This window comes from Aliihoeflea sp. 40Bstr573 (genome assembly GCF_024105655.1).
Taxonomy (GTDB): domain Bacteria; phylum Pseudomonadota; class Alphaproteobacteria; order Rhizobiales; family Rhizobiaceae; genus Aliihoeflea.
This window is the reverse complement of record NZ_JAAAMH010000009.1, coordinates 1-23,008: the sequence shown is the minus strand read 5'-3', so window position 1 is coordinate 23,008 and position 23,008 is coordinate 1. Positions and strand designations below refer to the sequence as shown.

23 protein-coding genes and 1 pseudogene are annotated in these 23,008 nt (G+C 64.1%); 12 read left to right on the top strand and 12 right to left on the bottom strand.

Translation table 11 applies throughout. The features are described from left to right. Positions 1 to 55: 55 nt before the first annotated feature. Positions 56 to 2,257: an AMP-binding protein gene (locus tag GTK01_RS12540; protein WP_252926232.1), complete on the top strand. Its 2,202-nt coding sequence runs from the start codon at positions 56 to 58 to the stop codon at positions 2,255 to 2,257. Here GTK01_RS12540 and GTK01_RS12535 read toward each other — a convergent pair. The 5 genes and pseudogenes from GTK01_RS12535 to GTK01_RS12515 all read right to left on the bottom strand — a co-directional run bounded on the left by GTK01_RS12535 (position 2,240) and on the right by GTK01_RS12515 (position 7,883). Beyond that, positions 2,240 to 3,082: a CDP-alcohol phosphatidyltransferase family protein gene (locus tag GTK01_RS12535; RefSeq protein ID WP_252926231.1), complete on the bottom strand. Its 843-nt coding sequence runs from the start codon at positions 3,080 to 3,082 to the stop codon at positions 2,240 to 2,242. The two genes, GTK01_RS12540 and GTK01_RS12535, sit on opposite strands and share 18 nt — an antisense overlap. Beyond that, positions 3,079 to 3,789, bottom strand: a pseudogene (locus tag GTK01_RS12530) (phosphatidylserine decarboxylase); the annotation flags it as partial. The gene GTK01_RS12535 and the pseudogene GTK01_RS12530, both read right to left, overlap by 4 nt. Before the next feature lie 57 nt (positions 3,790 to 3,846). Beyond that, a complete protein-coding gene (locus GTK01_RS12525) occupies positions 3,847 to 5,751 on the bottom strand; it encodes an ABC transporter ATP-binding protein/permease (protein ID WP_371924344.1) in 1,905 nt (634 codons plus the stop codon). Continuing rightward, positions 5,741 to 6,091: a helix-turn-helix transcriptional regulator gene (locus GTK01_RS12520; RefSeq protein WP_252926228.1), complete on the bottom strand. Its 351-nt coding sequence runs from the start codon at positions 6,089 to 6,091 to the stop codon at positions 5,741 to 5,743. The genes GTK01_RS12525 and GTK01_RS12520 overlap by 11 nt, the downstream gene beginning before the upstream one ends. A 64-nt stretch (positions 6,092 to 6,155) precedes the next feature. After that, positions 6,156 to 7,883, bottom strand: a complete 1,728-nt coding sequence (locus GTK01_RS12515; protein ID WP_252926227.1) for a LysM peptidoglycan-binding domain-containing protein — start codon at positions 7,881 to 7,883, stop codon at positions 6,156 to 6,158. Between the two features lie 127 nt (positions 7,884 to 8,010). Here GTK01_RS12515 and GTK01_RS12510 point away from each other — a divergent pair, with 127 nt between their 5' ends. Continuing rightward, positions 8,011 to 8,622 (top strand): TIGR00730 family Rossman fold protein, encoded by a 612-nt coding sequence (locus GTK01_RS12510; RefSeq protein WP_252926226.1) that lies wholly within the window; start codon positions 8,011 to 8,013, stop codon positions 8,620 to 8,622. Here the strand turns inward: GTK01_RS12510 and rarD are convergent. The 4 genes from rarD to cysS all read right to left on the bottom strand — a co-directional run bounded on the left by rarD (position 8,606) and on the right by cysS (position 13,176). After that, complete coding sequence (rarD, locus tag GTK01_RS12505) at positions 8,606 to 9,538, bottom strand: EamA family transporter RarD (RefSeq protein ID WP_252926225.1); 933 nt, start codon at positions 9,536 to 9,538, stop codon at positions 8,606 to 8,608. The genes GTK01_RS12510 and rarD overlap by 17 nt on opposite strands. A gap of 109 nt (positions 9,539 to 9,647) precedes the next feature. After that, positions 9,648 to 11,264, bottom strand: coding sequence for a citramalate synthase (cimA, locus tag GTK01_RS12500; protein ID WP_252926224.1), 1,617 nt, complete (start codon positions 11,262 to 11,264; stop codon positions 9,648 to 9,650). Further along, on the bottom strand, positions 11,261 to 11,749 hold the full coding sequence (locus tag GTK01_RS12495; RefSeq protein ID WP_252926223.1) for a GFA family protein: 489 nt from the start codon (positions 11,747 to 11,749) through the stop codon (positions 11,261 to 11,263). Before GTK01_RS12495 ends, cimA begins: the two co-directional genes overlap by 4 nt. After that, complete coding sequence (gene cysS / locus GTK01_RS12490; RefSeq protein ID WP_252926222.1) at positions 11,746 to 13,176, bottom strand: cysteine--tRNA ligase; 1,431 nt, start codon at positions 13,174 to 13,176, stop codon at positions 11,746 to 11,748. Before cysS ends, GTK01_RS12495 begins: the two co-directional genes overlap by 4 nt. A gap of 363 nt (positions 13,177 to 13,539) precedes the next feature. Between cysS and GTK01_RS12485 the strand changes: the two genes are divergently transcribed. Then, positions 13,540 to 13,707 (top strand): transcriptional regulator, encoded by a 168-nt coding sequence (locus GTK01_RS12485; RefSeq protein ID WP_252926221.1) that lies wholly within the window; start codon positions 13,540 to 13,542, stop codon positions 13,705 to 13,707. Positions 13,708 to 13,712: 5 nt separating this feature from the next. On the opposite strand, the gene GTK01_RS12480 is transcribed toward GTK01_RS12485, so the two are convergent. Continuing rightward, the gene (locus GTK01_RS12480) at positions 13,713 to 14,471 is read right to left on the bottom strand and encodes an SOS response-associated peptidase (RefSeq protein WP_252926220.1); all 759 of its coding nucleotides are present in this window, start codon (positions 14,469 to 14,471) and stop codon (positions 13,713 to 13,715) included. A gap of 46 nt (positions 14,472 to 14,517) precedes the next feature. On the opposite strand from GTK01_RS12480, the gene GTK01_RS12475 reads away from it, so the two are divergent. The 6 genes from GTK01_RS12475 (at position 14,518) to GTK01_RS12450 (ending at position 18,031) form a co-directional block, all read left to right on the top strand. Next, the gene (locus tag GTK01_RS12475) at positions 14,518 to 14,928 is read left to right on the top strand and encodes an NUDIX hydrolase (protein WP_252926219.1); all 411 of its coding nucleotides are present in this window, start codon (positions 14,518 to 14,520) and stop codon (positions 14,926 to 14,928) included. A gap of 89 nt (positions 14,929 to 15,017) precedes the next feature. Continuing rightward, complete coding sequence (locus tag GTK01_RS12470) at positions 15,018 to 15,389, top strand: TIGR02301 family protein (protein ID WP_252926218.1); 372 nt, start codon at positions 15,018 to 15,020, stop codon at positions 15,387 to 15,389. Positions 15,390 to 15,510: 121 nt separating this feature from the next. Then, positions 15,511 to 15,768 (top strand): hypothetical protein, encoded by a 258-nt coding sequence (locus tag GTK01_RS12465; RefSeq protein WP_252926217.1) that lies wholly within the window; start codon positions 15,511 to 15,513, stop codon positions 15,766 to 15,768. Between the two features lie 48 nt (positions 15,769 to 15,816). After that, complete coding sequence (locus GTK01_RS12460) at positions 15,817 to 16,503, top strand: hypothetical protein (RefSeq protein ID WP_252926216.1); 687 nt, start codon at positions 15,817 to 15,819, stop codon at positions 16,501 to 16,503. Positions 16,504 to 16,577: 74 nt separating this feature from the next. Then, the gene (locus GTK01_RS12455) at positions 16,578 to 17,423 is read left to right on the top strand and encodes a folate-binding protein YgfZ (RefSeq protein WP_252926215.1); all 846 of its coding nucleotides are present in this window, start codon (positions 16,578 to 16,580) and stop codon (positions 17,421 to 17,423) included. Then, complete coding sequence (locus GTK01_RS12450; RefSeq protein ID WP_252926383.1) at positions 17,420 to 18,031, top strand: HD family hydrolase; 612 nt, start codon at positions 17,420 to 17,422, stop codon at positions 18,029 to 18,031. Before GTK01_RS12455 ends, GTK01_RS12450 begins: the two co-directional genes overlap by 4 nt. On the opposite strand, the gene GTK01_RS12445 is transcribed toward GTK01_RS12450, so the two are convergent. Together GTK01_RS12445 and GTK01_RS12440 are read right to left on the bottom strand one after the other, a co-directional pair. Beyond that, positions 18,028 to 19,494: a RimK family protein gene (locus GTK01_RS12445; RefSeq protein ID WP_252926214.1), complete on the bottom strand. Its 1,467-nt coding sequence runs from the start codon at positions 19,492 to 19,494 to the stop codon at positions 18,028 to 18,030. The two genes, GTK01_RS12450 and GTK01_RS12445, sit on opposite strands and share 4 nt — an antisense overlap. Next, positions 19,491 to 20,615, bottom strand: a complete 1,125-nt coding sequence (locus GTK01_RS12440) for a GNAT family N-acetyltransferase/peptidase C39 family protein (protein ID WP_252926213.1) — start codon at positions 20,613 to 20,615, stop codon at positions 19,491 to 19,493. The genes GTK01_RS12445 and GTK01_RS12440 overlap by 4 nt, the downstream gene beginning before the upstream one ends. A gap of 203 nt (positions 20,616 to 20,818) precedes the next feature. Between GTK01_RS12440 and GTK01_RS12435 the strand changes: the two genes are divergently transcribed. The 3 genes from GTK01_RS12435 to GTK01_RS12425 all read left to right on the top strand — a co-directional run bounded on the left by GTK01_RS12435 (position 20,819) and on the right by GTK01_RS12425 (position 22,927). Beyond that, positions 20,819 to 21,673, top strand: a complete 855-nt coding sequence (locus GTK01_RS12435; protein WP_256483847.1) for a mechanosensitive ion channel family protein — start codon at positions 20,819 to 20,821, stop codon at positions 21,671 to 21,673. A 46-nt stretch (positions 21,674 to 21,719) separates the two neighbouring features. Further along, positions 21,720 to 22,163, top strand: a complete 444-nt coding sequence (locus GTK01_RS12430) for a LysM domain-containing protein (RefSeq protein ID WP_252926212.1) — start codon at positions 21,720 to 21,722, stop codon at positions 22,161 to 22,163. Between the two features lie 92 nt (positions 22,164 to 22,255). Then, positions 22,256 to 22,927: an MFS transporter gene (locus tag GTK01_RS12425; RefSeq protein WP_371924343.1), complete on the top strand. Its 672-nt coding sequence runs from the start codon at positions 22,256 to 22,258 to the stop codon at positions 22,925 to 22,927. The last annotated feature ends 81 nt before the right edge of the window (positions 22,928 to 23,008 follow it).

The window sequence follows — 23,008 nt, the reverse complement described above, 5'->3', positions numbered from 1 at the left end:
TCCGCGCCAACGGCCAAAAAGAGCCGCTTGGCCTCGAGAGGTTGGAGGTGCGGCAATGCTCCAGACCGTTTTGATCATCGCCGGTTTTCTGGCGCTATGGGGAGCCTTCGCGCTCTGGCTGGCGCAGCGTCATGGCATTTCCATGCATCAGGCGCTGCTCTATGCGCCGTTGAAACTCGCGTTCCGCATTGACGATTCGTCGCTGCGCGCGGCGCAGGCGCCTGGTCCCGTCATCTACGCGATCTCGCACCAGTCGCGCCTCGATCCGGCGCTCATGCTGTCCGTCCTGCCGAGCGACACGCTGCACATTCTTGACGAGCCATCTTCGCGCGCCATGTGGCTGGAGCCGTGGCGCGAGCTTGCGCGCACCATCGCCTTCAAGGCGCAGCACGTCTTCGTCAATCGCCGCCTGACCCGACGCCTTAAGGCGAATGGCCGTCTGGCCGTCTATTTTCCATTCGACGCCGAACCCGACGTGAAGAGCTTCCGGCTCTATCGCGCGGTCGCCAAGATCGCGGTTTCGGCCGACGCCAAGGTAGTGCCCGTCTACATTCGCGGCTCGAGCCACCTGCCCGGCGCCTATGAGCCTGCAGCCAAGACGCCCCGTCAACTTCTGCCGAAGCTCAGGATCATGGCGCTGCCCGCGCGCACCATCGGCCAATTGGTGGAGGACGCCGGACCGGTCGGCGTGACGACGTCAAATGCGCTGTTCGACCGCGTCGCCGAAGCGCGCTTCTTCAGCCAGGGTCGGCCGAAGACGATCTTCCACGCCGTGCGGAGCGCTGCCCTCCTTTATGGTCCCGGTCGGGTGATCGCCGAAAACGTTGCCGGCGAGAAGCTCACCTATCGCGCGCTCTTCGCCAAGGCGCGGATGCTCTCGGGCAAGTTCGTCGAGATCGGCACCAGCGGCGATATTGTCGGCCTTCTCCTGCCCAATGCCGCAAGAAGCATGGCGGCGTTTCTCGCCCTTCAGTCCGCCGGGCGCGTCGTCGCCATGATGGGGACCGGCGTCGGCCCGCTCGACCTCGTGCGTGACGGAACGATCCGTTTCGTCGTCACCTCGCGCGCCCATGTCGAGAAAGCCCGGCTTGCTGGCGAGATCGAGGTGATAGCCGCCGCCGGCGGGCGCGTGATCTATGTCGAGGACCTTGAAGCCTCGTTGACTGCGACCGAGCGAATGGCCAGCTGGTTCACCTGGCGCGCGCGGCGCTTGCCCCGGCAGGCTGACGATGCCGCCGTCGTCCTCTTCAAGCAGACGCCGGACGGGCAGCGCGGCGTCGTTCTCAGCCACGCCAACCTGATCGCCAACGCCGCTCAGATCGAGGCGCGGCTGGTTCTCTCGCGCAGCGACACGATCCTCTCCGTGCTGCCGCTCCATACGGCGCTCGGCCTGACGGTCGGCCTGATCCTGCCGCTGATGAAGGGTGTGCGCGCCCTCGCCTACCCGTCGCCGCTCCACATCCGCCAGATTCCGCAAATTGCAGCAACCCGGCAGCCGACCATCCTCTTCGCCACCGATGCGCTTCTGTCGGCCTATGGCAAGGCGGCGCAGACCTCTGACTTCGAGAGCCTGCGCCTGATCGTCTCGGGGGGCGAGCGGCTGCGCGCTTCGACGCGCCAACTTTGGTCAGATCGGTTCGGGAAGACGATCATGGAGGGCTACGGGTTGACCGAAGCTTCCCCGGTCGTCGCCGTAAACTCCATCACGCATGGCCGCGCTGGCACCGTTGGGCGTCTGCTACCAGGGATGCGGATGCGCCTCGATCCTATTGAGGGGTTCGAGCAAGGTGGCAGGCTGCAGATTTCGGGGCCGAACATCGCGATTCGATACCTCGGCGCCGACGAGCCGATCGCCGGTGACGGGTGGTTCGATACGGGCGACGTCGTCTCGGTCGATCGGGAGGGCTATATGACCGTCCTCGGCCGGTCCGGCCGTCTTGCCGCGGTTGGCGGCACAACCGTCCCGCTCGCGCTCGTCGAGGAAGCTGCGGAAGCGATCTGGCCGGAAAGCGTCCACGCCGCCGTCGCCTTGAAGACTGCGGGCAGCGACGATCGAATTGTGCTCGTTACGACCGAAGCCGATGCGGACCGTGCCGTGCTTGCGCGGCAGTGGAAGCGGCTCGGCTTCGATTCCGCTGCGCTGCCTGCGGCCGTGATCCCGATCCGCTCCATGCCGACGAGTCCTAATGGCCGGATCGACCATGCGCGGCTGATCGGAATCTGCGAAGCAGAGCTCGGATTAAACAGCGCCGCCTGAATCGTCGGTTACATTCGTCTGGGCCTGCGCCTCGCGGTCAGCCCGTTCGGCACGCCGGGTAAAGGCGCGCACGCTGAAGGGCAGCATCGCGAAGTAGGCCGCCGCCGTCAGCGCCAGAGTGGTCCAGGTATAGCTGAACAGAAGGGCGACGTAGCCGACGATCGCCAGCATCAGCGGCAGAACCAGATCGCGGCGCACGCGCATGCCGCTCGACTTGCCCGAGTAGACCGGCAATTGGCTGACCAGAAGCAGCGCGACCGCGACCGTAAACGCCGCGGCCACGAAGCTGAAGGTCTGGTTCACCGGCACGCCGATGAGGCCGAGATAGACCGGCATCAGCACGAGAAGCGCGCCAGCGGGCGCCGGCACGCCGACGAAATAATCGTTCTGCCAGGCAGGGCGATCAGGATCATCGAGCATGACGTTGAAGCGCGCGAGCCTGAGACAGCAGGCAATGGCAAAGACGAGCGCGGCCGTCCATCCGACCGCGCCGGCGCCATCGAGCGCAAAGGCATACAGTACCAGCGCAGGCGCCACGCCGAAATTCATGATGTCGGCCAGCGAGTCCATCTGCGCACCGAAGGACGAACTCGCCTTGAGCATGCGCGCCAGTCGGCCGTCGAGCGCGTCGAGAAAGGCGGCGATCAGGACCATCGCCACAGCGATCTCGAACCGGCCCTCGAAGGCAAGCCTGATTCCGGACAAGCCGGCGCAGATTGCCAGGACAGTGACGAGGTTCGGCAGGATCAGGCGAAGCGGGATCTCTCGCAGGCGCGGGCTGCGGCGGCGTCCGTTCGGATCATAGGGCGCGAAGGGGCCCTTCACGAGACGCGCACCAGGGGCGGGGTGAACGAGGCATCGAATTCGGCAATGATGGTTTCACCCGCGACCGCCGTCTGGCCGACATGGACGCGCGTCACGGCCTTGCGCGGCAGGTAGACGTCGAGGCGCGATCCGAAGCGGATGATGCCGATGCGCTCGCCGATGCCGATGTCGCTGTCCGCTTCGGCCCAGCAGACGATGCGGCGCGCGACGAGGCCGGCGACCTGCACAACGCCCACCTGCCCGTTCGGGCTTTCGATGACGAGCCCGTTGCGTTCGTTCTCGCTGCTTGCCTTGTCGAGTTCGGCATTAACGAACTTGCCGGCTCGATACTCGATCTTCGATATGCGCCCACGCACCGGCGCGCGGTTCACGTGGCAGTTGAAGACATTCATGAAGACAGAGATGCGCGTCATCTCCTCGACACCGAGGCCGAGTTCACGCGGCGGAACAGCCGGCCCCACAGCCGAAACCATGCCATCGGCCGGACTGACGACCAGCTTGTCGTCGACAGGGGTGACACGCTCGGGATCGCGGAAGAAGTAGGTGCACCAGGCGGTGAGGATCAGCCCGAGCCAGAACAGCGTCGTCGAAAAGATACCCAGCAGGAGCGTGATACCCGCGAAGATCGCGATAAACGGATAGCCTTCCCGATTGATCGGGACGAAGGTGTTCTTGATCGTGTCGACGAGGCTCATGAAATCGCTGCTCTGGTCCGTATGGGAAGTGCGTCCTGATTAGACGAACATCCCCCAACCCGCAACGCATCACCCCGCCGGCTGTTCCTCGGCAATCTCGGGCGTGCGTCGGCGGACGACGACGCCAAACTCGTCCTCCTCACGCGCCTTGCGCAATTTCTCCTCCGCCTCGGTCGCTTCGCGCTGACGCGCCCACATCGCCGAATAGAGCCCGTCAGCGCGAAGGAGGTCGGCGTGACGTCCGCGCTCGGCGATCATGCCGTCCTTCAGGACGATGATCTCGTCGGCGCCGATTACGGTCGACAGGCGGTGCGCGATGACAATGGTGGTGCGGCCTTTTGATACCAGATCCAGAGCGGCCTGGATTTCCTGCTCGGTCTGCGTGTCGAGCGCCGACGTCGCTTCGTCGAGGATCAGGATCGGGGGGGCCTTGAGGATGGTGCGCGCGATCGCCACGCGCTGCTTTTCGCCACCGGAAAGCTTCAGCCCGCGCTCGCCGACCATCGCCTTGTAGCCGTCCGGCAGGCGCTCGATGAATGGGCCGATCTGGGCGAGTTCGGCGGCGCGGCGGACTTCATCCTCCCCAGCGGAGACGCGGCCGTAGCGGATATTGTAGGCGATGGTGTCGTTGAAGAGCACCGTGTCCTGCGGGACCATGCCGATGGCGGCGCGCAAGCTCTCCTGCGTGACGTCGCGCACGTCCTGCCCGTCGATGGTGATTGCGCCCGAGCCGATGTCGTAGAAGCGGTACAGGAGCCGCGAGACGGTGGACTTGCCCGCGCCCGACGGGCCGACGATCGCCACCGTCTTGCCCGCCGGCACCTCGAACGAGACGCCCTTCAGGATCGGCCGGGCCGGATCATAGGCGAAATGCACGTCTTCGAAGCGCACGGCCGCATCGCTGATGACGAGCGCCTCGGCGCCGGGCTTGTCGGTGACCTCCTGCGGCACGTCGAGCAGGTCGAACATGTTCTCGATGTCGGTCAGGCCCTGGCGTATCTCGCGGTAGATGAAGCCGATGAAGTTCAGTGGCACGGAAAGCTGCATCAGCATTGCGTTAATGAAGACGAAGTCGCCGATCGTCTGCGTGCCACGCGCGACTTCCCAGGCCGAGAGCCCCATGACCAGTGCCATACCGACGCCGAAGATGACGCCCTGGCCGAAGTTCAGCCAGCCGAGCGACGTCCACGTCTTTGTCGCCGCATCCTCATAGCGCGCCATCGACCTGTCGAACCGGCTCGCCTCCATCTTCTCGTTGCCGAAATATTTGACGGTCTCGAAGTTCAGGAGCGAGTCGATTGCCTTGGTGTTGGCGTCGGTATCGCTGTCGTTCATCTCGCGGCGGATCTGGATGCGCCAGTCCGACGCCTTCACGGTGAACCAGGTGTAGAGCCACACCGTGACGGCGATGATGGCAACGTAAATCCAGCCATAGGCGAAGGCGAAGATGATCGCCGTCAAAGCGAATTCGAGAACTGTCGGCACTGTGTTGAGGATGGTGAAGCGGACGATCGATTCGATGCCCTTGGTTCCACGCTCGATGATCCGCGACAGGCCGCCCGTGCGACGCTCCAGATGGAAGCGCAGCGAGAGTTCGTGCATGTGCACGAATGTCTTGTAGGCAAGCTGCCGCACCGCGTGCTGGCCGACTTTTGCGAAAAGGGCGTCGCGCAACTGGTTGAAACCGAGTTGCACGATGCGCACGGCATTATAGGCGAGCACCAGCATGACCGGCGCGACGAGAATGGCGGGAATCATGTCCGGAGCGGAAAACTGGCCATTCAATGCATCGGTCGCCCACTTGAAGAAGTAGGGGACGAGGACGAGGATCAGCTTGGCGACGACGAGAAAGACGGTTGCCCAGACGACGCGCATCTTCAGGTCCGGCCGGTCGTCGGGCCACATATAGGGCCACAAATTGACCAACGTCGCAAAGACGGAGCCACTGTCGGCCGATACGGTCTTAGATGCCAATTCGATTGTCCTGCGAAGAATGTGTGGCTGCGGCATGGTTCGCGCAGCAAAGGTCGATCAGGCCAGCCACGCCGCGCGACAGACCTGCCAGCGCCTCGCGATCCACTTCGTAGCGCGAGCGGGGGCGCTCTGGCCGATACGTGACGAGCCCCGCCTCTACCAGAATCTTCAGGTGCTGGGAAACGGTGGACTGCGCGAGGTGGAGACTGTCGACCACCTCCTTGCAACAGCAAGCCGGCCGGGAAGACAGGTGCTTGAGTATGTGCAAGCGCGCCGGATGAGCGAGTGCGGCAAGGCGCATCGCCATCTCGTCGGCATCGCAGGTTTGATCGATAATCATCGTTCATCGTCGATATACGATGAACTTGGAAAAGACAAGGCCGCCTCAATGGCGGCCTTGTAGTTTACTGCGTGGCCTTTGGGGGAACGACCTGGTCGGAAACCGTACTCATATCCGCCTTCTCGCCCTGCTCTGTCTCATCCGGGACCGAGAATACCTGTCCTGGCCAGATCATGTCCGGATCGCGGATCTGCTCCTGGTTGGCGAGATAGATGGTGGAGTAGCGCACGCCGCGCCCATAGACGCGCCGGGAAATGCGCCAGAGCGTATCGCCGCGCCGGATGATGACCGCTCCGTCTGCCGCCTCGAGGGGCGCAGCCATCGTTTCCTCGATCGCGGGCGTGGCGGCAGCAACGTCAGTATCCGCTTCGGAGGCCGCCAGGGCGGGAGAAGCTGCCGGGGTGCCTGCCATGGACGGCGTCTCCAGGTTCGGGTCTTCGCCGGTCGCTGCCGGCCCACCGGAAACGACTGCCCCTTGCGAGGCTGCTTCGGACTGCGAGCCCGACGCTGCCGCGGCGACGTCTTCACTGGCGGCGGCTTCCCGCGCAGCGGGCTCGGGTTCCGAAGGCGGTGTCGTCTCCGCGGGCGCGACGGCGGCGACCGCCTCGCCCGGTTCGCGCTGGAACGGCACGGCCGCGCGCGCTGTTACTTCGCCACCCGGACCGATGACATCGGCGCGGACGATGTAGTCGCCGACCGGCAGTTCGGTCTGCGTCTCGATCAGGAAGCGCCCGCCGTCCGAAACACGCGCCTCGCCGAGCAGAATTTCATTTGCATAGACGCGCACGGTCGAACCGGCGGCACCGCGGCCGGCGACAAAAACCGTGCCACCTTCGATCTCCATCGCCTCGACGGCAAGCGCGCTTCGTGGGCTGGCCGGCCGGTCCTGAGTCGGTGCGGTTTCGAGCTGGGAACGGGCAGCAAGCTCGGCCTCGCCCACTGCAGGCTCTTCGTCTGCCACGCTGTCCGACGGCTGCGATGGCACTTCGTCTTCGCCGCCCGAAGTCGCCGCGCCCTCTGCAGATTCTTCCTGCGATGGCTCGCCTGAGGCAGTCGACGCGTCCTGCGTCTCATCGACGGCCGCAACTTCGGCCGAATCTGCCTCGGGCTCGACCGCACCTTCGGCTTGCGTCTCCGGAACGGTAATGAGCCGCGACGGGGCGCCGGGCTCCTCGACCAGGGCGAGGACATCGCCGTTGCGATCTTCGGGAACGGAGACAATGGCCGTTTCCTGCGACGTCGTCACCAACCCCTCGCCTGGCCCGGTCGAGCGCAGCACGATCTGGTAGTCTCCGGGACGCAGCGCATCGTCGAGCACGGCGGCGAAATCGCCAGCCGCACCCACATCGGCGCGCGCGATCACGTCCGCGCCGGCAACGACCTCAATTTGCGAATTCGGTTCGGCGCTGCCCGCGATCACCATCGAGCCATCGGGCTCGACGCGAACGATGTCGAAGGATGGCACGACAAGATCGTCGTCTCGCCCCTCGCCCGTTTCGGGTTCGGTTACCGTGGCTATTTCTGAAGCGGATTCGCCCGCGTCGGCTGCGTCCGTTGCCGATGCATTGTCTGTGCCGGCCGTTTCATCGCCGGCAGTCTCCGGTTCGTCCCGCGATTCGGTCTCGGCGTCGGGCGCGACGGATTCCGGCCTGGCCGGCTCGGACGCGGCGATCGGCGTCGCGCTATCCTCGGCCGCCCAAGGATCATAGATGCCGGTGTAGTAGGCCGTGGCCACAGCAGCGGTCGATCCGCCTGCGACGAACAACAAGATTTTCAGCCAGTTCGCGACCATTCGTGCCTTCCCGAAACCGGTCCCAAAGCCGGCAAAGCCCGGTTTATCCGGTTTCCGGCGGCGCTACAAGAAAAAGGCCGTCGGTTAGCCTTGACCTCGCCGACCACACGCCTACCCATTGCGCATCATGAGCACGATTCGATCCATCTGCGTCTATTGCGGTTCCTCGCCGGGCAACAGCCCGGTTTATCTCGAAGCCGGGCGCGCGCTCGGGAACGCCATCGCCGAGGCCGGGCTCACGCTCGTCTATGGCGGCGGGCTCAAAGGCATCATGGGCGCCGTCGCCAATGGTGCCGTCGATGCCGGCGGCCACGTCACAGGCATCATTCCGCGCTTCCTGATCCGCAAGGAAGCCGGCGACGAGACTGGGCTCGACCATCTCGACGAGGTGATTCTGACCGAGGACATGCACGAGCGCAAGCATGCGATGTTCGAGCGCTCCGACGCGTTCGTCGCGCTGCCGGGCGGCATCGGGACTGTCGAGGAAATCGTCGAGATCATGACCTGGGCGCAGCTCGGCCGGCACCAGAAGCCGATGGTGTTCGGCAATGTCGGCGGCTTCTGGAACCCGATGCTGGCGCTGATCGACCATATGAAGGCCGAGGGCTTCATCCACTCGCAGCACATGGTGCGCCCGCTGGTGGTGGACGAGCCGTCGAAGATCGTGCCGTCGATCCTGGACGCGGCGCGCGCGACCGCGGACGCGGAAGGCGATCAGGCGATCATCGAGCGGATGTAGCCGCCACCGCCTCGGCCGCGCCGAGCTTGCGCTGCGAGAACATCGACCATGTATAGATGGCGAGCGCCGCCCAGATGAAGCCGAAGGCGACGAGACGGGCCGCGCCGAAGGGCTCGCCGAAGACGAAAACGGCAATGGTCGCGATGATCGTCGGTGCGATGTACTGCATGATGCCGATCGACGAGATTTTCAAAAGCTTCGCGCCGAAGGCATAAAGGATGAGCGGGATCGCCGTCGCAGGCCCGCACAAGATCAGAAGCGCCATGGTGAGCGGCATGTCGAAGCCGAAGGCGGTGGGGCCGGTCACCGCAAGATAGCCGAGCCACAAGATTGCAGGTGGCGTGAGGATCAGGACTTCGAGGAAGAAGCCCTGGCTCGGACCGATCGGCAGTGTCTTGCGCAGAAAACCATAGCCCGCAAAGGTGAAGGCCAGCACCAGCGAGACCCATGGCAAGCCGCCCGCATCCCAGGTCAGGATCGCAACCGCAATTGCCGCGAGGCCGACGGCGACGACCTGTGCGCGCGACAGCCGCTCGCCGAGCAGCACGGCGCCCATCAGCACCGTCACCAGCGGATTGATGTAGTATCCGAGCGCGGTCTCGACCGTACGGTCGACCGCGATCGCCCAGATGTAGATGCCCCAGTTGAGCGAGATGAGCGCCGCCGTCAGCGTCGCCATGACCAGGGTGCGCGGCGAGCGCAACGCCGGGGCGATATCCCCGGTGCGGCCCATGGCGACGAGGATGATCGCCGCGACCGGCAAGGACCAGATGACGCGGTGGGCGACGATCTCTGCCGCCGGCACGTGGTCGAGTGCCTTCATCAAGAGCGGCATGAAGCCCCAGAAAAGATAGGCCGCCCCCGCAAAGGCGAAGCCGCGCAGGGGCTCGGGGCGTTCGATCTGGCTCTCGTTCATGGCAGGCGGCAATCTTCCGGGATGGTGTTGGCAGGCGGTGTCGCACGGTGCGACCGGCGCGACCATCGCAAATCATTGATGCACCAATCGCATCCGATTGATGGTGCAATCACGCCGCCGTGGCTTCGCCCTTCGTCTCGCCAGCCTTGACGAGCTTGTACACGATGGAATCCAGCAGAGCCTGAAACGAGGCGTCGATGATGTTGTCGGAAACGCCCACCGTCCACCAGCGCGCGCCGGTCGCATCGTGGGATTCGATCAGGACGCGCGTGATCGCCTCGGTGCCGCCATTGAGGATGCGCACCTTGTAATCGACAAGCTCGAGATCCTCGATTTCGGCCTGGAACTTGCCGAGGTCCTTGCGCAGCGCCAGATCCAGCGCGTTGACCGGGCCGTGCCCCTCGGCAACCGACATCTTCTCCTCGCCCTCGACCCTCAGCTTCACGATCGCCTCGGAAATGGTCTTCAGTTGGCCGTTGGCGTCGAAACGGCGCTCGACCATGCAGCGGAAGCTGTCGACCTTGAAGAATTCGGGCACGCGGCCGAGCGTACGACGCGCCAGAAGCTCGAAACTCGCATCGGCGCCCTCATAGGCGTAGCCTTCCGCCTCGCGCTCCTTGACGAGCGAGATCAGCGTGTCGAGCCGCGGATCGGCCTTGTCGACTGCGATGCCGCGCCGCTTCAGTTCGGCGATGAAGTTCGACTTGCCGCCCTGGTCCGACACCATGACCTTGCGAATGTTGCCGACCGTTTCCGGCGGCACGTGCTCATAGGTCTGCGGCTCTTTCAGGATCGCGGAAGCGTGGATTCCGGCCTTGGTGGCGAAGGCCGAGACGCCGACATAGGGGGCCTGCATGTTCGGCGCGCGGTTGAGGAGTTCGTCGAACGCGCGCGACAGCCGAGCAAGGCCCTCGAGCCGCTCGGGCGAGATCGCCGTCTCGAAGCGATCAGCGAAAGCCGGCTTCAGCACCAGCGTCGGGATAATCGTCACAAGATTGGCGTTGCCGCAGCGCTCGCCGATGCCGTTCAGCGTACCCTGTATCTGCCGCACGCCCGCCTTGACCGCGGCAAGCGAATTGGCGACGGCCTGGCCGGTGTCGTCATGGGCATGAATGCCAAGGTGATCGCCGGGGATGCCGGATGCGATGACGGCAGCGACGATCTCGCGCACCTCGCCCGGCTGCGTGCCGCCATTCGTGTCGCACAGCACCACCCAGCGCGCGCCGGATGCGTAGGCGGCCTTCGCACAGGCCAGCGCATAATCGGGATTGGCCTTGTAGCCGTCGAAGAAATGCTCGCAATCCACCATCGGCTCGCGGCCCGCCGCCTTTGCGGCCTCGACGGACGCGCGGATCGCGTCGAGATTTTCCTCGTTGGTGCAGCCGAGGGCGACGCGGACGTGATAATCCCAACTCTTGGCGACGAAGCAGATCGCGTCCGCCTTGGCCTGAAGAAGCTCGGCGAGGCCGGGATCGTTCGACGCCGAGACCCCTGCCCGCTTGGTCATGCCGAAGGCGACGAAGGTCGATTTCGAGGTTCGCTTTTCTTGAAAAAGCGCCGTGTCGGTCGGGTTCGCGCCGGGGTAGCCACCTTCGACATAGTCGATGCCGAACGAGTCGAGCATGCTGGCAATCGCAATCTTGTCCTCGACCGAGAAATCGACGCCCGGCGTTTGCTGGCCGTCTCGAAGCGTGGTGTCGAAGAGGTAGATGCGCTCGCGGGTCATGTCCGCTCCTTTGGCGGCCAGGATTCGGTGTCGTGGTCGGGATGCTGGCAGGAAACGAGGTCGGCGAGGAAAGTCGCATCGCCATCCGCTTCCGTCGGCGAGGCGGGCAGCGCCGGCAACGCATCCACATAAGGCAGCTTCGCCTCGATTCCCCATTGCCTTGTCGGCGCGACCGAAGCCGGATCGTCGAATGCACCGATGGCGAGCGCGACGCCGTCCGGCGCCTCATAGGTCAACGGCGTGCCGCATTCGCCGCAAAAGCCGCGCAGCACGTGGCTCGACGAGCGGTAGCGCTTCGGCTCGCCGCGCGTCCATTCGAGACCACCTTCCGGAGCTGTAGCGAGCGGCGCGTAGAACGCTCCGAATGCCTTCTGGCACATGCGGCAGTGGCAGATCGAAACCGAGGTCAGCGCCCCATTGACGCGAAACCGCACGGCGCCGCACTGGCAACCACCGGTATAGACAGGCTTGTTGGGAAGGCTCACCTCTTCACCTCCCAGGTCGTCACGCGTTCGCCGGTGGCGGGGTCCTTGCCGTCTTTCAACTGAATGCCCTGCGCCAGAAGCTCGTCGCGGATGCGATCGGCTTCGTTCCAGTTCTTGTCGCGGATGAAAGCGAGGCGGTCTGCGACGAAGCGCTTCACGGCATCTTCATCCACGTCGACTGTCTCCGGCTCGAAGCCCAAAAAGGCGATCGTCGCCTTCAGCGACGCAGCAGCCTCATCAGTGCCCGCACCCGCCAGTTGCGACAGAGCATGAAACGCTTCGCTCGTCGCCAAGTCGTCAGCGAGGGCGTCGAGCACTGGCTGGGCGATGTCGCCATCACCGGCCGCCTGGTCTACAACGCGCAGCCACTTGCGCAGCGTGCTTTCCGCCTCCTCCAGCCTGCGCACGCTGAAATCGATCGGCTCGCGGTAGTGCGTCATCAGCATCGCCAGCCTCAGCACTTCGCCCGGCCATTTGCGGCCGCCGAATTTTTCCGTGTGCAGCAGGTCATGGATCGTGACGAAGTTGCCCTCGGACTTCGACATCTTGCGCCCCTCGACCTGGACGAAGCCGTTGTGAAGCCAGTAGTTCGCCATGACATCCGTGCCGTGGGCGCAGCGGGACTGGGCGATCTCGTTTTCGTGGTGGGGGAAGATCAGGTCGAGGCCGCCGCCGTGAATGTCGAAGACCTCGCCGAGATAGGCGGCCGACATGGCCGAGCATTCGATGTGCCAGCCCGGACGGCCACGGATCGGGAGCGGTTTGCCGTTGATGGTGAAGGTCGCGTCCCAGCCTGGCTCGGCGTTGCTCGACGCCTTCCAGAGCACGAAATCGCCGGGGTGCTTCTTGTGCGCATCGACGGCGACGCGCGCGCCGGCCCGCTGGTCTTCGAGGTTGCGGCCGGCGAGCTTGCCATAATCCGCCATCGAGACCGTGTCGAAGAGGATTTCCCCTTGCGCCGCATAGGCATGGCCGCGGTCGATGAGAGATTGAATCAAGCTGACCATGTCGGCCTTGCCGTCCTCGCGCGGAAGCACGAATTCGGTCGCGCGCGGCTCGTGCGTCGGCTGCAGGCAGCCAAGCGCTGCGACGTCTTCATGGAACTGGTTGGCGGTCGTCTCGGTGACCTTGCGGATCGCCTCGTTCAGCGGCAGGTCGGGAAAGTCGCGCAGCGCGCGCTCGTTGATCTTGTCGTCGACGTCGGTGATGTTGCGGACATAGGTGACGTGCTCGCCCCCATACAGATAGCGCAGCAGCCGAAACAGCACGTCGAACACGATGACCGGCCGCGCATTGCCGATATGAGCGAAGTCGTAGACCGTCGGGCCGCAGACATACATCCGCACATTCTGCGGATCGATCGGCCGGAAGACTTCCTTCGTCTTCGTCAGCGTATTGGTCAAGCGCAGTTGCGGCGCTTCAGTCATGCGTCAACCTTCCCACGAAACTAGCCCTCCACCGGCTGGCCGGGAGGTTTTCTCGTTCACGATCGGAAGGGCGAAAACGTCCGGACCAGCAGGCTGCTAGCCGATAATGCAAATGCCGGTAATGGCGAGCTGCGTTTTCATGGCTGCTTTATCGCGCTGCCATCAAGGCGCGTCAAGGGCGGAAATAGGGCCGCCAAATGGCCGTTTGCGTGGCGAAAATGCCGCTTAAAGAATGCGTTAAGCATGCCGGTGCAAATTGAACTGAATTGTCCGCATCGGCCATCCCTGCGGCCAAGCTTTGGTCTTATTCGATCCCCAGTTCGGACCGGTACCCGCCGAACATTGCAAACAGGAGATCAGGAAATGCCCGTCCTCGCCACCAAGACCGAACGTCAACGCGCCGAATACATGTCGCTGACCCAGCACTACCGCAACATCGGGCCGGCGGCGATCCTGGCGGCCGTCCTCGCCGCCCCGCGCAAGCGCACGGCGGAGCCGAAGTCGCAGCAGACGATGAAGAAGTCCGCCTGACGAACTCAGAACAGGCTGAGCTGATCCGTCTTCGGCTTCGGCTTTTTCGCGGCAACAGGCTCCGGCGCGACCAGCGCCGGGTGGATGAGATCCGGGTCGTCATTGGCGACCTTGTTGACGCGATCCGACACCGGGATCGCCTCGAACAGATCCGGCTCGGCCGGGCGCATCAGATGCGCGACGTCACGTGGCTCGTTGCCGACGCAATCGAGCCATTCGGCAAAATCCTGCTCATGAATGACGACCGGCATCCGGTCGTGAATCGGTGCCAGCGTCTCGTTTGCCGAGGTCGTCAGGATCGCACCCGTATCCATTTCGCTGCCGTTCGGGTCGATGTAGGTCTCCATCAGCCCGGCAAAGGCCAATGCACCGCCATGGCGCGGCTTCAGGAAATAAGGCTGCGGCCGGCCCTTTCCGTCTCTTCTCCACTCGTAAAAGCCCGATGCCGGCACCAGCGAGCGCCGGTGGCGTAGCGCGGCACGGAATGCGTTCTTCTCGGGGGCCGTTTCAGAACGGGCATTGATCAGCAGCGGAAACGCCTTGACGTCCTTAACCCAGGACGGCAGCAAACCCCAACGCACCAGTTCGGCGCGGCGGTCGGGCAGGTTCGAGCCCGGCTCGCGGCGATAGCCGGCGGCGATCATCAGGATCGGCTGCGTTGGCGCGATGTTGTAGCGAGGTGCCAGGCCGCCCTCGAGCGGCATGATCGCGAACAGCGCCTCGATCTGCGCCGCCGTCTGGGTCAATACGAAACGTCCACACATGGCCCCTATGTAGTGGAGTGGACGGACGGACGGGAGAGCCTATCCGATGAAGCGCATCGCTGCCGCCTCCGTGGCGTTGTTCAAGGACGGCCGCTTCCTGCTCGTCAGGCGCGGCCGCGGCGCGGCGCGCGGTCTGTATGCCTTTCCAGGCGGGCGCTGCGAGGCGGGCGAGAGCGCGGAGGATGCGGCCCGGCGCGAACTGATGGAAGAAACGGGGCTCATGGCCGGCAAACTCGTGCTCCTGCGGCGCATCGAAATCGAGGGCGAAGACATGGTCTATGAGCTCGACGTCTTCCGCGCGCATGAAGCGGCTGGCGATGCGGTCGCCGGCGACGATGCAGAGAGCCTTGGCTGGTACACGATCGGCGAGATGGAACGGCTCGACATCACCGCGTCCACCCTGGAATTCGCGCGCGAAGTCGCCACGTCACAATCCGGCCCGAAGACAGATGAATAGATCGGCTGCAGAATATACCGCGCGCTGGATACCACTTTTCGGCGCGATGTTCTAAACGAAGACCTTTACCTGACGGATCGCGCCTGCGCATGCCCCTTCTCTTCCGCATCCTGCTCATTGCTGGCCTCGTAATGACGCCGGGCGCTGGCGCGCGCGCGGCGGATTCGCCCTTCGAAGCCAATCTCGTGCGGCTGTCCGAAGTGTTGGGATCGCTGCATTTCCTGCGCAATCTGTGCGACGAGGCGAGCGACGAATGGCTCGGCCATATGGAGCGGCTGTTGGAGGCCGAGCAGCCGGACGAGGCGCGCCGCGCCAAATTCATCGCCAGCTTCAATACCGGTTACCAGGCCTTCGCAGCCAACTACACGCGCTGCACCCCTTCGGCGATCGAAGCCATTTCCCGCTACATGGAAGAAGGCGAAAAGCTTACTCGCGACACAGCCGCGCGCTTTGGCAATTAGTATTTGATTAACTTTTTAATCAAAGTCTCGATGCGTGACATTTCTGCTGTGGTAGAAAGGCTTAACCAGTCCTCAACGACAAGTACCAAATGCCGATGAACTCGGCGCCGGGGGTTAGCCGATGAACTACAGCCTCAACGATATCGACGCGATCATCCGCGAGGAAAAGCGGCTGACGGCCGTCGAGAGCCATTGCGAGGCGTGGGCCGAAGGCCTGTCTGCGGGGATCGAGCCGGAAATCATCGCCGAGGCGGCGCTATCGACGGCGCTGCGCGAACTTGTGAAGACGGCTGGCGAGGATTCCGCCGTACTGCTGCTCGAAAAGATGCGCAAGCTGGCGCTCTCCGGCGCATTCGACGGCGACAAGAAGCTGCACTGACCATTTTGCCACGGGCGAATCCTGCATGCGCGTGATAGCGTTCCGGCCATGATGATCACCGTGCCCACCCTGCCCGCTCTGTGCTTAGCCGCGCTGCTCCTGGCCACGCCGGCGCATGCCTTCAGTGAGTTGCAGGAAGCGCAAGTCGAGACACCGGCAGAAGACGAGCCGGCGATGGAACTGCCCCAGCCCGAGATGCCGTCGCTTGAAGTGCCCCTGCCCGACCCGATACGACCCGCCATGCCGGGCGCGTCCGCGCCTGAAGCGGCTCCCCGCGTCCTCTACGACGTCATGCTGCTGCCCGAACCGGTTCGGCGCATACGCGAATTGATCATGGCGGCCTGCAAGGCGGGAGACGTCGAGGCGCTGCGCGCGTTCCTTTCCACCGGCGCGAACGCGACGCAGCTATCGCTGTCCGCGGTCGAAGGTGACCCGATCGAGCACCTGAAAAGCCTTTCGGGTGACGACCAAGGCCACGAAATCCTTGCAATCCTCTATGAGGTGCTCGCCGCCGGGTTTGTTCATCTGGACATCGGAACCGACAACGAGATCTATGCCTGGCCGTACTTCCTGGCGATCCCGATCGACGACTTGACGCCGCCGCAGCGCGTCGAGCTCTTCAAGCTCGTCACCGCCGGCGACTACGAGGAGATGAAAGCCTACGGCACCTATATCTTCTTTCGTGTCGGCATCTCGCCGGACGGCGAGTGGGAGTTTTTCGTCGGCGGTGAGTGAGGTCGCCGGCTTGCCCCGGCCGGCGCTTGCGCCTACCTAAGCGGCGTCATCGCAACAGACCGCCGAGTCGCACCATGCCGACCGTTCATCTCACCTCGCGCGCTTTCGTCACCGTGGACGGGCCGGAGGCCGAGCACTTTTTGCAGAACCTGATCACGCCCGATCTCGCTTCGCTGGCGCGCGGCGATGCGCGACCCGGCGCGCTGTTGACGCCGCAGGGCAAGATTCTGTTCGACTTCCTGATCTCCCGCTCGGGAGAGGGATTCCGCCTCGAATGCCGGGCGGATGTCGCGGATGATCTCGTCAAGCGGCTCACCATCTACAAGCTGCGAGCCAAGGTCACGATCGCCAAGCAGGAACAAGAGCTTGTCGCTGTTTCATGGGGCGATGAATCTGGTGCTTCGCAATCTGATTCAAGCGTCCGCGACCTGCGCTTTTCCGATCCGGTCTGGCGGCACTATGAAGCCTTGCCGGCGGCCACCGCCGACCACGCGGCATGGACCAGGTTGCGTGTCGACAGCGGCATCGCCGAAAGCGGAACTGACTTTGCGCTTTCGGACGCCTTTCCCCACGATATTCTCTACGACCAAAACGGCGGTGTCGGGCTGAAAAAGGGCTGCTTCGTCGGGCAGGAGGTCGTTTCGCGTATGCAGCACCGCGGGACCGCGCGGCGGCGGGTCATGATCGCCAGAAGCGACGATGCGCTGCCTGACCCCGGGACGGAAATCACGGTCAGTGGACGCCCGATCGGTACGCTCGGCTCAGGCGCAGACGGCAGCGGCATCGCCATCGTGCGGATCGACCGCGTCAAGGATGCGCTCGACGCCGGCCAGGATATTGTCGCGGGCGATGCGCGGGTAACGCTGAGCATTCCGGGCTGGGCGCGCTACACGCTTCCCGAGACGAGCGCGACCGACTGATGCCGGACCGTCCGGGCGCCCCCGCGCGCGCATGGCAGCGTATGCTGTCGGGGCGCAGGCTCGACCTTCTCGACCCTTCACCGCTCGACATCGAGATCAGCGACATTGCGCACGGGCTGGCGCGCGTCGCGCGCTGGAATGGCCAGACGCATGGAGCGCACGCTTTCTCCGTCGCGCAGCACTCGCTGGTCGTCGAGACGATCCTGCGCTCCATCGAACCCGAGTTCGAGCCACGCTGGCATCTTGCGGCCCTGCTGCACGACGCGCCCGAATATGTGATCGGCGACATGATCTCGCCCTTCAAGCGGCAGATCGGCGACAGCTATCGCGTCGTCGAGCATCGCCTGCAGGTGGCAATCCATCTGCGGTTCGGACTCCCCCCAGCACTTCCTGCGGCAATCAAGAAGGCCATCAAGCGCGCCGACCAGATCGCCGCCTATCACGAGGCGACGCGGCTTGCCGGATTCGGCATGGCCGAGGCGGTGAAATTCTTCGGTCGGCCCACCGGAGTCACAGCTGGCGAACTCGCGCTGGAACCGCAGGCCGCATTGCTGGTGCAGAACGCGTTTCTGGCGCGCTTTGCAGAGATCGAGGCGGCTGTCGACTAGCGCCCCTGCATTTCAAGCCTGTTCAAGAACCACTTCGTCAGCCGCACCCAGACTTCGTCCTTCTCGCCGGCATCTTCGACGCCGTGTTCGAGATTGGGGTTGTCGTTGACCTCGATGACATAGATCTCGCCGCTCGGCATCTCCTTGAGGTCGACGCCATAGAGCCCGTCGCCGACGCAGCGAGCGGCGCGGACCGCCGTCTCGACCACATGAGCCGGCGCCTGCGCCAGCGTGAAGGCGCGAAAGCCGCCCTCATCGGGCTTGCCGCGTCGGTCGTGATTGACGATCTGCCAGTGCTTGTTGGCCATGAGATACTGCACGGCAAAGAGCGGCTGCCCGCCGAGGACCCCGATGCGCCAGTCATAATCCGTCGGCGAATATTTCTGCGCGACCAGGAGATCGGAATCTTCCAGCCATTTGGCGGCAAGGGATTTCAGCGCCTCAAAATCATTCGCCTTCTTCACGCCGCGTGAAAACGCGCTGTCGGGGATCTTCAAGACCAGCGGAAAGCCGAGCATGTCGGCTGCGTGTTGCAAATCAGCCGTGCCTGCGATCGTTACCGTCGGCGGCACCGGCACGTCATGCGCCTCCATCAACTCGTTGAGGTAGACCTTGTTGGTGCAGCGGATCATCGACAGCGGGTCGTCGATGACAGGCATGCCCTCTTGCTGTGCGCGGCGCGCGAAGCGGTAGGTGTGGTTTGAAATCGTGGTCGTCTCTCGAATGAACAGCGCGTCGTAATTGGCCAGTTTCGGCAGGTCGCGCTTGCTGATCGGCTCGACCTCGACGCCCATCTTGGCGGCGATGCGCGACCAGTATTTGAGCGAGGCAATGGAAGATGGCGGCAATTCCTCCTTGGGGTCCACCAGCGTCGCGAAGGAATAGCGCGAGGGCGTGCGCAGCTTGGTGTCGCGCCACTCGCGCGCGGTGTAGGTGTCAAGCGCGTCGAGAAAACGCGTCTTCTCGTCTTCCTTCATGCGGGCCAGCGGCAGGAAGCCGATGCGGCCAATCGAGGCCCATTCGCCATTGTCGCGGATCGTCACCTCCAATGCGGGCGCGCGGAACCAGTCGAAGAGAAGCCGCGCGAAGCGGTCCCAGGCCTTCGACGGTCCTATGCCGAAGAACACGCCGATCCGACTTGGAAACGCTCCGCCGAGTTCCTTGCGGCAGCGGTTGAGCGTCTGCTCGAGCTCGGGCAGCGAGGCCTCGTAGAGCTTCTTTTCCGACAGGTCGATCATGGTCTCGACCGACGGAATTATCCGGTGACCGCGCGATCCAGCCAGGAGCGAGGCATAGTAGCCGCGGCTCTGATAGGCGTAGGAGCCCGACAGATTGATGATCTTCGGGCGTTGCGTGCGAAACAGGGAGGGGTGGGTGAGGTAGTCTCGGTTGGTGATGATCTTGTGAGGGGTTTCGAACTGGTCGAGGTCGCTCTTGCGGCCGGTCAGGATGACCCAGGTCATTTTTTTCGTCTGTCTCCGAGCATGACGGCGGCCCGCAAGGGGGGATGGCCGAACTGCGCCATTCGCATGAACATCTCATATGGCACCGGCACGTTCGCCGCGTCGGAGGCCGTCTCGCCGTGCTCTTCCTCGACCCATGGATCGTGGATGAATATGTGGTCGCCATCATCGTCGATGGCCAGAACCCAATGCGGCACCTTCTTGCCGAACATCAGGAAGCCCGAGATCAGAACCATCACGAGGCGCCCTTGTTTCAAGGCGGTGCGAATATCGTCGAGCACGAACGCCCGATCGTGGACGGTCACGCCGTATTCGGCGATGCGTGCGCGAAAATCGATCTGCGCGAGCAGCATCACGCGGCGCTTTTCCTTGTCGCGCACGGATTGAAGGAAGAGTGGGCCTTCATGCGAGACGAAGATCTCGGAGCGCAGGCCATGCTCATGCGCCGAAACAGCAAGGCCAAAGGGTTCGCAGCCGCCGGGTCCCGACATCATGAAGATCGTCGTCGCCTCGCGCCAAAGACGGATTTCCTTGACAGGTTCGGGTACGTAGTCAGGGTCGAAATGCGCCATCGCCATCATCAGGCAGCAGGGGCCGCAGGTGAAATCAGAGGTCTGCGCGTAGAACGGCACCTTGGTCGAGCGCACCTCGCCATGAAGCAGCTTTTCCATGCGGATCGCCGCAACACCGTCCTCGTAATAGCCGTCCTCGATGCCGATTCGGCGGTAGTGGTTCTTCTCGTAAAGCGCGATGGCGCGCGGATTGTCCTCGCGCACCTCAAGCCGCAGGAGCATGCGGCCGTGCTCGTAGGCGGCATGCTCCGCGGCAGCGAGCAGCGTGCGCCCGAGGCCAGTTCCCTGCATGTGCTCGTCGGCCGCGATGGAATAGAGCCGCGCGACGCCGCTGCCCTTTCGGAACAACACCATGCAATAACCGACGATCACGCCGTCCTTGATCGCGACGGTCGTCTCGGCGGTCGAACGCTCGATCAGCTTGTGGAAGGAGCGGCGCGAAATCCGGTCATGGGTGAACACACGGGCCTCGAGGGCGGCCAGTGCGTCCTCGTCGCCGATGCGGGCGGCGCGCAGCGTGATGCCTGATGCGGTGGGTGCGGATGCCATTGCGGCTGACTTCCTCGGGAAAGTCCGGCGCCGGCATTGCTCCTCCCAATTCCGGCCCGCCGACACCTTTCCGAGGTCGGCGAATTTTCGCTTTCGCGCTCCGATTATGGCCGAATTGGGACGTCTGTCCAGCGGCTTGCACGGCTTGGTTTTCGCGCGAGCAAAGGGCTTAATATGCCCTGGCAGACGGGATGGAATCACCAATGAACGAACTGGAAACTCGGGCGACGGACGCGGTGACCATGAGCGAAATGGCGCTGCGCGAGGCCGGCGCGCTGATCGGCGCCTATTCACTGTCTTTCGTTGGCGCGATCGTCCTCCTCTTCATCGGATATATCGCGGCGGGCATCTTCGAGCGCTGGCTTTATTCCGCCTTGGGGAGGATCAAGGGCGTCGACGAGACCCTGCGCCGGTTTCTCTCCAAGGTCGTGCGCTACACGATCCTGATCCTCGTCGCGGTGACGGCTTTGGCGCAGTTCGGCGTCCAGACCACGAGCATCATCGCCGCGCTCGGCGCCGCCGGCCTCGCCGTCGGCCTTGCCCTGCAGGGGACGCTTCAGAACATCGCCGCCGGCATCATGCTCCTCGTGCTGCGGCCTTTCCGCGTGGGCGAATTCATAACCACGCCGACCATATCCGGCACGATCGAGGAAATCGGACTTTTCGCGACCGAACTGCGCGGCGCGGACGGGCTCTATATCTTCGCGCCCAACAGTCTCCTTTGGAACGTGCCCGTGACCAATGCGACGCGCAATCCGCTTCGACGCACGGAACTGGCGCTGACCATCGCCTATGGCGACGACGTCGCGACCGCGCGCCAGGTGCTCCTCGATCTTGCCGCAGAAGACGGGCGCATACTCGAAGAGCCGGCGCCGGAAACCTTCGTCGCCACGCTCGGCGACGCGGCCGTCGGCGTCACGCTGCACTACTGGACTGCGACTGCGGATTTCTGGGAAACCAAGATCGACATGACGCAAAAGGCCAAGGCCGCTTTCGAGGCGAAGGGGCTGACGATCCCAGTCGCACCGCGTCTACTGCGGGCGGCACCATCACAATAGCTGGAGGACGGGTGCAAATCGCGGACGCGCGCCCTAAGTTGCAAGCATGACGCTTTCCAAGCTCGCCCTCGCCGCGATCGTCTCAATGCCGGTACTTGCGAATTCGTCGGCCCTCGCCTGTCCCGGTCAGGTGACGATATCGCGCGGCGACACGCTGTCGGCGATTGCCGCAGCGTGCGGCGTCAATGTCGAGACGCTAATGCAGGCCAATCCGGGGCTGCGGCCAAACAGGCTTCAGGCCGGCATGAACATCGAGGTGCCAGACGCCGGTGCGCGCTCGCGCCAGATCCCCTACAACCGTCCACGCGTGACGGTCGCGCCGCCGATTGCGCAGACCGGCCCGGGCATCCAGACGCAGACCAACATTCCGCTGCGCGAATTTCGTCGCGAGCGGCAGGTCTACTTCGATCCGACGCGCCCGCCGCTGCCGGGCGAGGTGCCGATTGCCGGGCAGCCGAGCACGCCGGGCTGGCCGCTTCCGCAAAGATGACGAATAAGCGAAATTGAACGATCCATCGTTTCAATTCGTTTCCGTTTGAACAGTCGCTCGGCTAGTCTCGATCACCAATCGAGACCCGCACCATGACAACCATTTCCGCCGCCCGCCCAGCCACGCGCCCCGTGCCGTGGCTTTTGATCATCTGCGGCTGCATCATTGCCGGCATGGCTTTCGGGCCCCGCTCGGCCATGGGCTTCTTCCAGTTGCCGATGCTGGCGGAAAAGGGCTGGGACCGTACGACGTTCGGTCTCGCCATGGCGATCCAGAACCTTCTGTGGGGCCTTGGCCAGCCGATCTTCGGCGCAATTGCCGACCGCTACGGCACATGGCGCGTTCTTTCCTTCGGCGGCCTCCTCTACGCAGCCGGCCTCGCGCTGATGGCGACCGCCGACACGCCGACCATGCTGCATATCTCCGGCGGCGTCCTTGTCGGCCTCGGGGTCGCGGCAAGCTCGTTCTCGATCGTGCTCGCCTCGTTCGGGCGCAACACGCCGCCAGAAAAGCGGTCGATCGTCTTCGGTATCGGCACGGCGGCCGGGTCGGCAGGCATGTTCATTTTCGCGCCTCTCAGCCAAGGCCTGATCGACGCCTATGGCTGGTCGGACACGTTGATGATCATGAGCGCGATGATGCTCATCATTCCCATCCTCGCCATTCCGCTGGTCGGGAATTCGAAGACTGGTTCCGTCCCACAGGCACAGTACGAGCATGATCAGCCCCCACTGACGGGTCCGGCTGGAATGTTAGTGCATTGACGGTCTTGTTGCCAGCGCGGGCGGCATCGCTGGTTGGGTTTGCAGGGCCGTCCGCGCGGCGAAGGCTGGGATGAAGACCTC

Excerpts from the sequence above, each read along its gene's own strand:
- GTK01_RS12540 (WP_252926232.1), top strand. The coding sequence starts at position 56 with ATGCTCCAGACCGTTTTGATCATCGCCGGTTTTCTGGCGCTATGGGGA.
- GTK01_RS12520 (WP_252926228.1), bottom strand. The coding sequence starts at position 6,091 with ATGATTATCGATCAAACCTGCGATGCCGACGAGATGGCGATGCGCCTT.
- GTK01_RS12515 (WP_252926227.1), bottom strand. The coding sequence starts at position 7,883 with ATGGTCGCGAACTGGCTGAAAATCTTGTTGTTCGTCGCAGGCGGATCG.
- GTK01_RS12510 (WP_252926226.1), top strand. The coding sequence starts at position 8,011 with ATGAGCACGATTCGATCCATCTGCGTCTATTGCGGTTCCTCGCCGGGC.
- rarD (WP_252926225.1), bottom strand. The coding sequence starts at position 9,538 with ATGAACGAGAGCCAGATCGAACGCCCCGAGCCCCTGCGCGGCTTCGCC.
- cimA (WP_252926224.1), bottom strand. The coding sequence starts at position 11,264 with ATGACCCGCGAGCGCATCTACCTCTTCGACACCACGCTTCGAGACGGC.
- cysS (WP_252926222.1), bottom strand. The coding sequence starts at position 13,176 with ATGACTGAAGCGCCGCAACTGCGCTTGACCAATACGCTGACGAAGACG.
- GTK01_RS12485 (WP_252926221.1), top strand. The coding sequence starts at position 13,540 with ATGCCCGTCCTCGCCACCAAGACCGAACGTCAACGCGCCGAATACATG.
- GTK01_RS12480 (WP_252926220.1), bottom strand. The coding sequence starts at position 14,471 with ATGTGTGGACGTTTCGTATTGACCCAGACGGCGGCGCAGATCGAGGCG.
- GTK01_RS12475 (WP_252926219.1), top strand. The coding sequence starts at position 14,518 with ATGAAGCGCATCGCTGCCGCCTCCGTGGCGTTGTTCAAGGACGGCCGC.
- GTK01_RS12470 (WP_252926218.1), top strand. The coding sequence starts at position 15,018 with ATGCCCCTTCTCTTCCGCATCCTGCTCATTGCTGGCCTCGTAATGACG.
- GTK01_RS12465 (WP_252926217.1), top strand. The coding sequence starts at position 15,511 with ATGAACTACAGCCTCAACGATATCGACGCGATCATCCGCGAGGAAAAG.
- GTK01_RS12460 (WP_252926216.1), top strand. The coding sequence starts at position 15,817 with ATGATGATCACCGTGCCCACCCTGCCCGCTCTGTGCTTAGCCGCGCTG.
- GTK01_RS12455 (WP_252926215.1), top strand. The coding sequence starts at position 16,578 with ATGCCGACCGTTCATCTCACCTCGCGCGCTTTCGTCACCGTGGACGGG.
- GTK01_RS12445 (WP_252926214.1), bottom strand. The coding sequence starts at position 19,494 with ATGACCTGGGTCATCCTGACCGGCCGCAAGAGCGACCTCGACCAGTTC.
- GTK01_RS12440 (WP_252926213.1), bottom strand. The coding sequence starts at position 20,615 with ATGGCATCCGCACCCACCGCATCAGGCATCACGCTGCGCGCCGCCCGC.
- GTK01_RS12435 (WP_256483847.1), top strand. The coding sequence starts at position 20,819 with ATGAACGAACTGGAAACTCGGGCGACGGACGCGGTGACCATGAGCGAA.
- GTK01_RS12430 (WP_252926212.1), top strand. The coding sequence starts at position 21,720 with ATGACGCTTTCCAAGCTCGCCCTCGCCGCGATCGTCTCAATGCCGGTA.
- GTK01_RS12425 (WP_371924343.1), top strand. The coding sequence starts at position 22,256 with ATGACAACCATTTCCGCCGCCCGCCCAGCCACGCGCCCCGTGCCGTGG.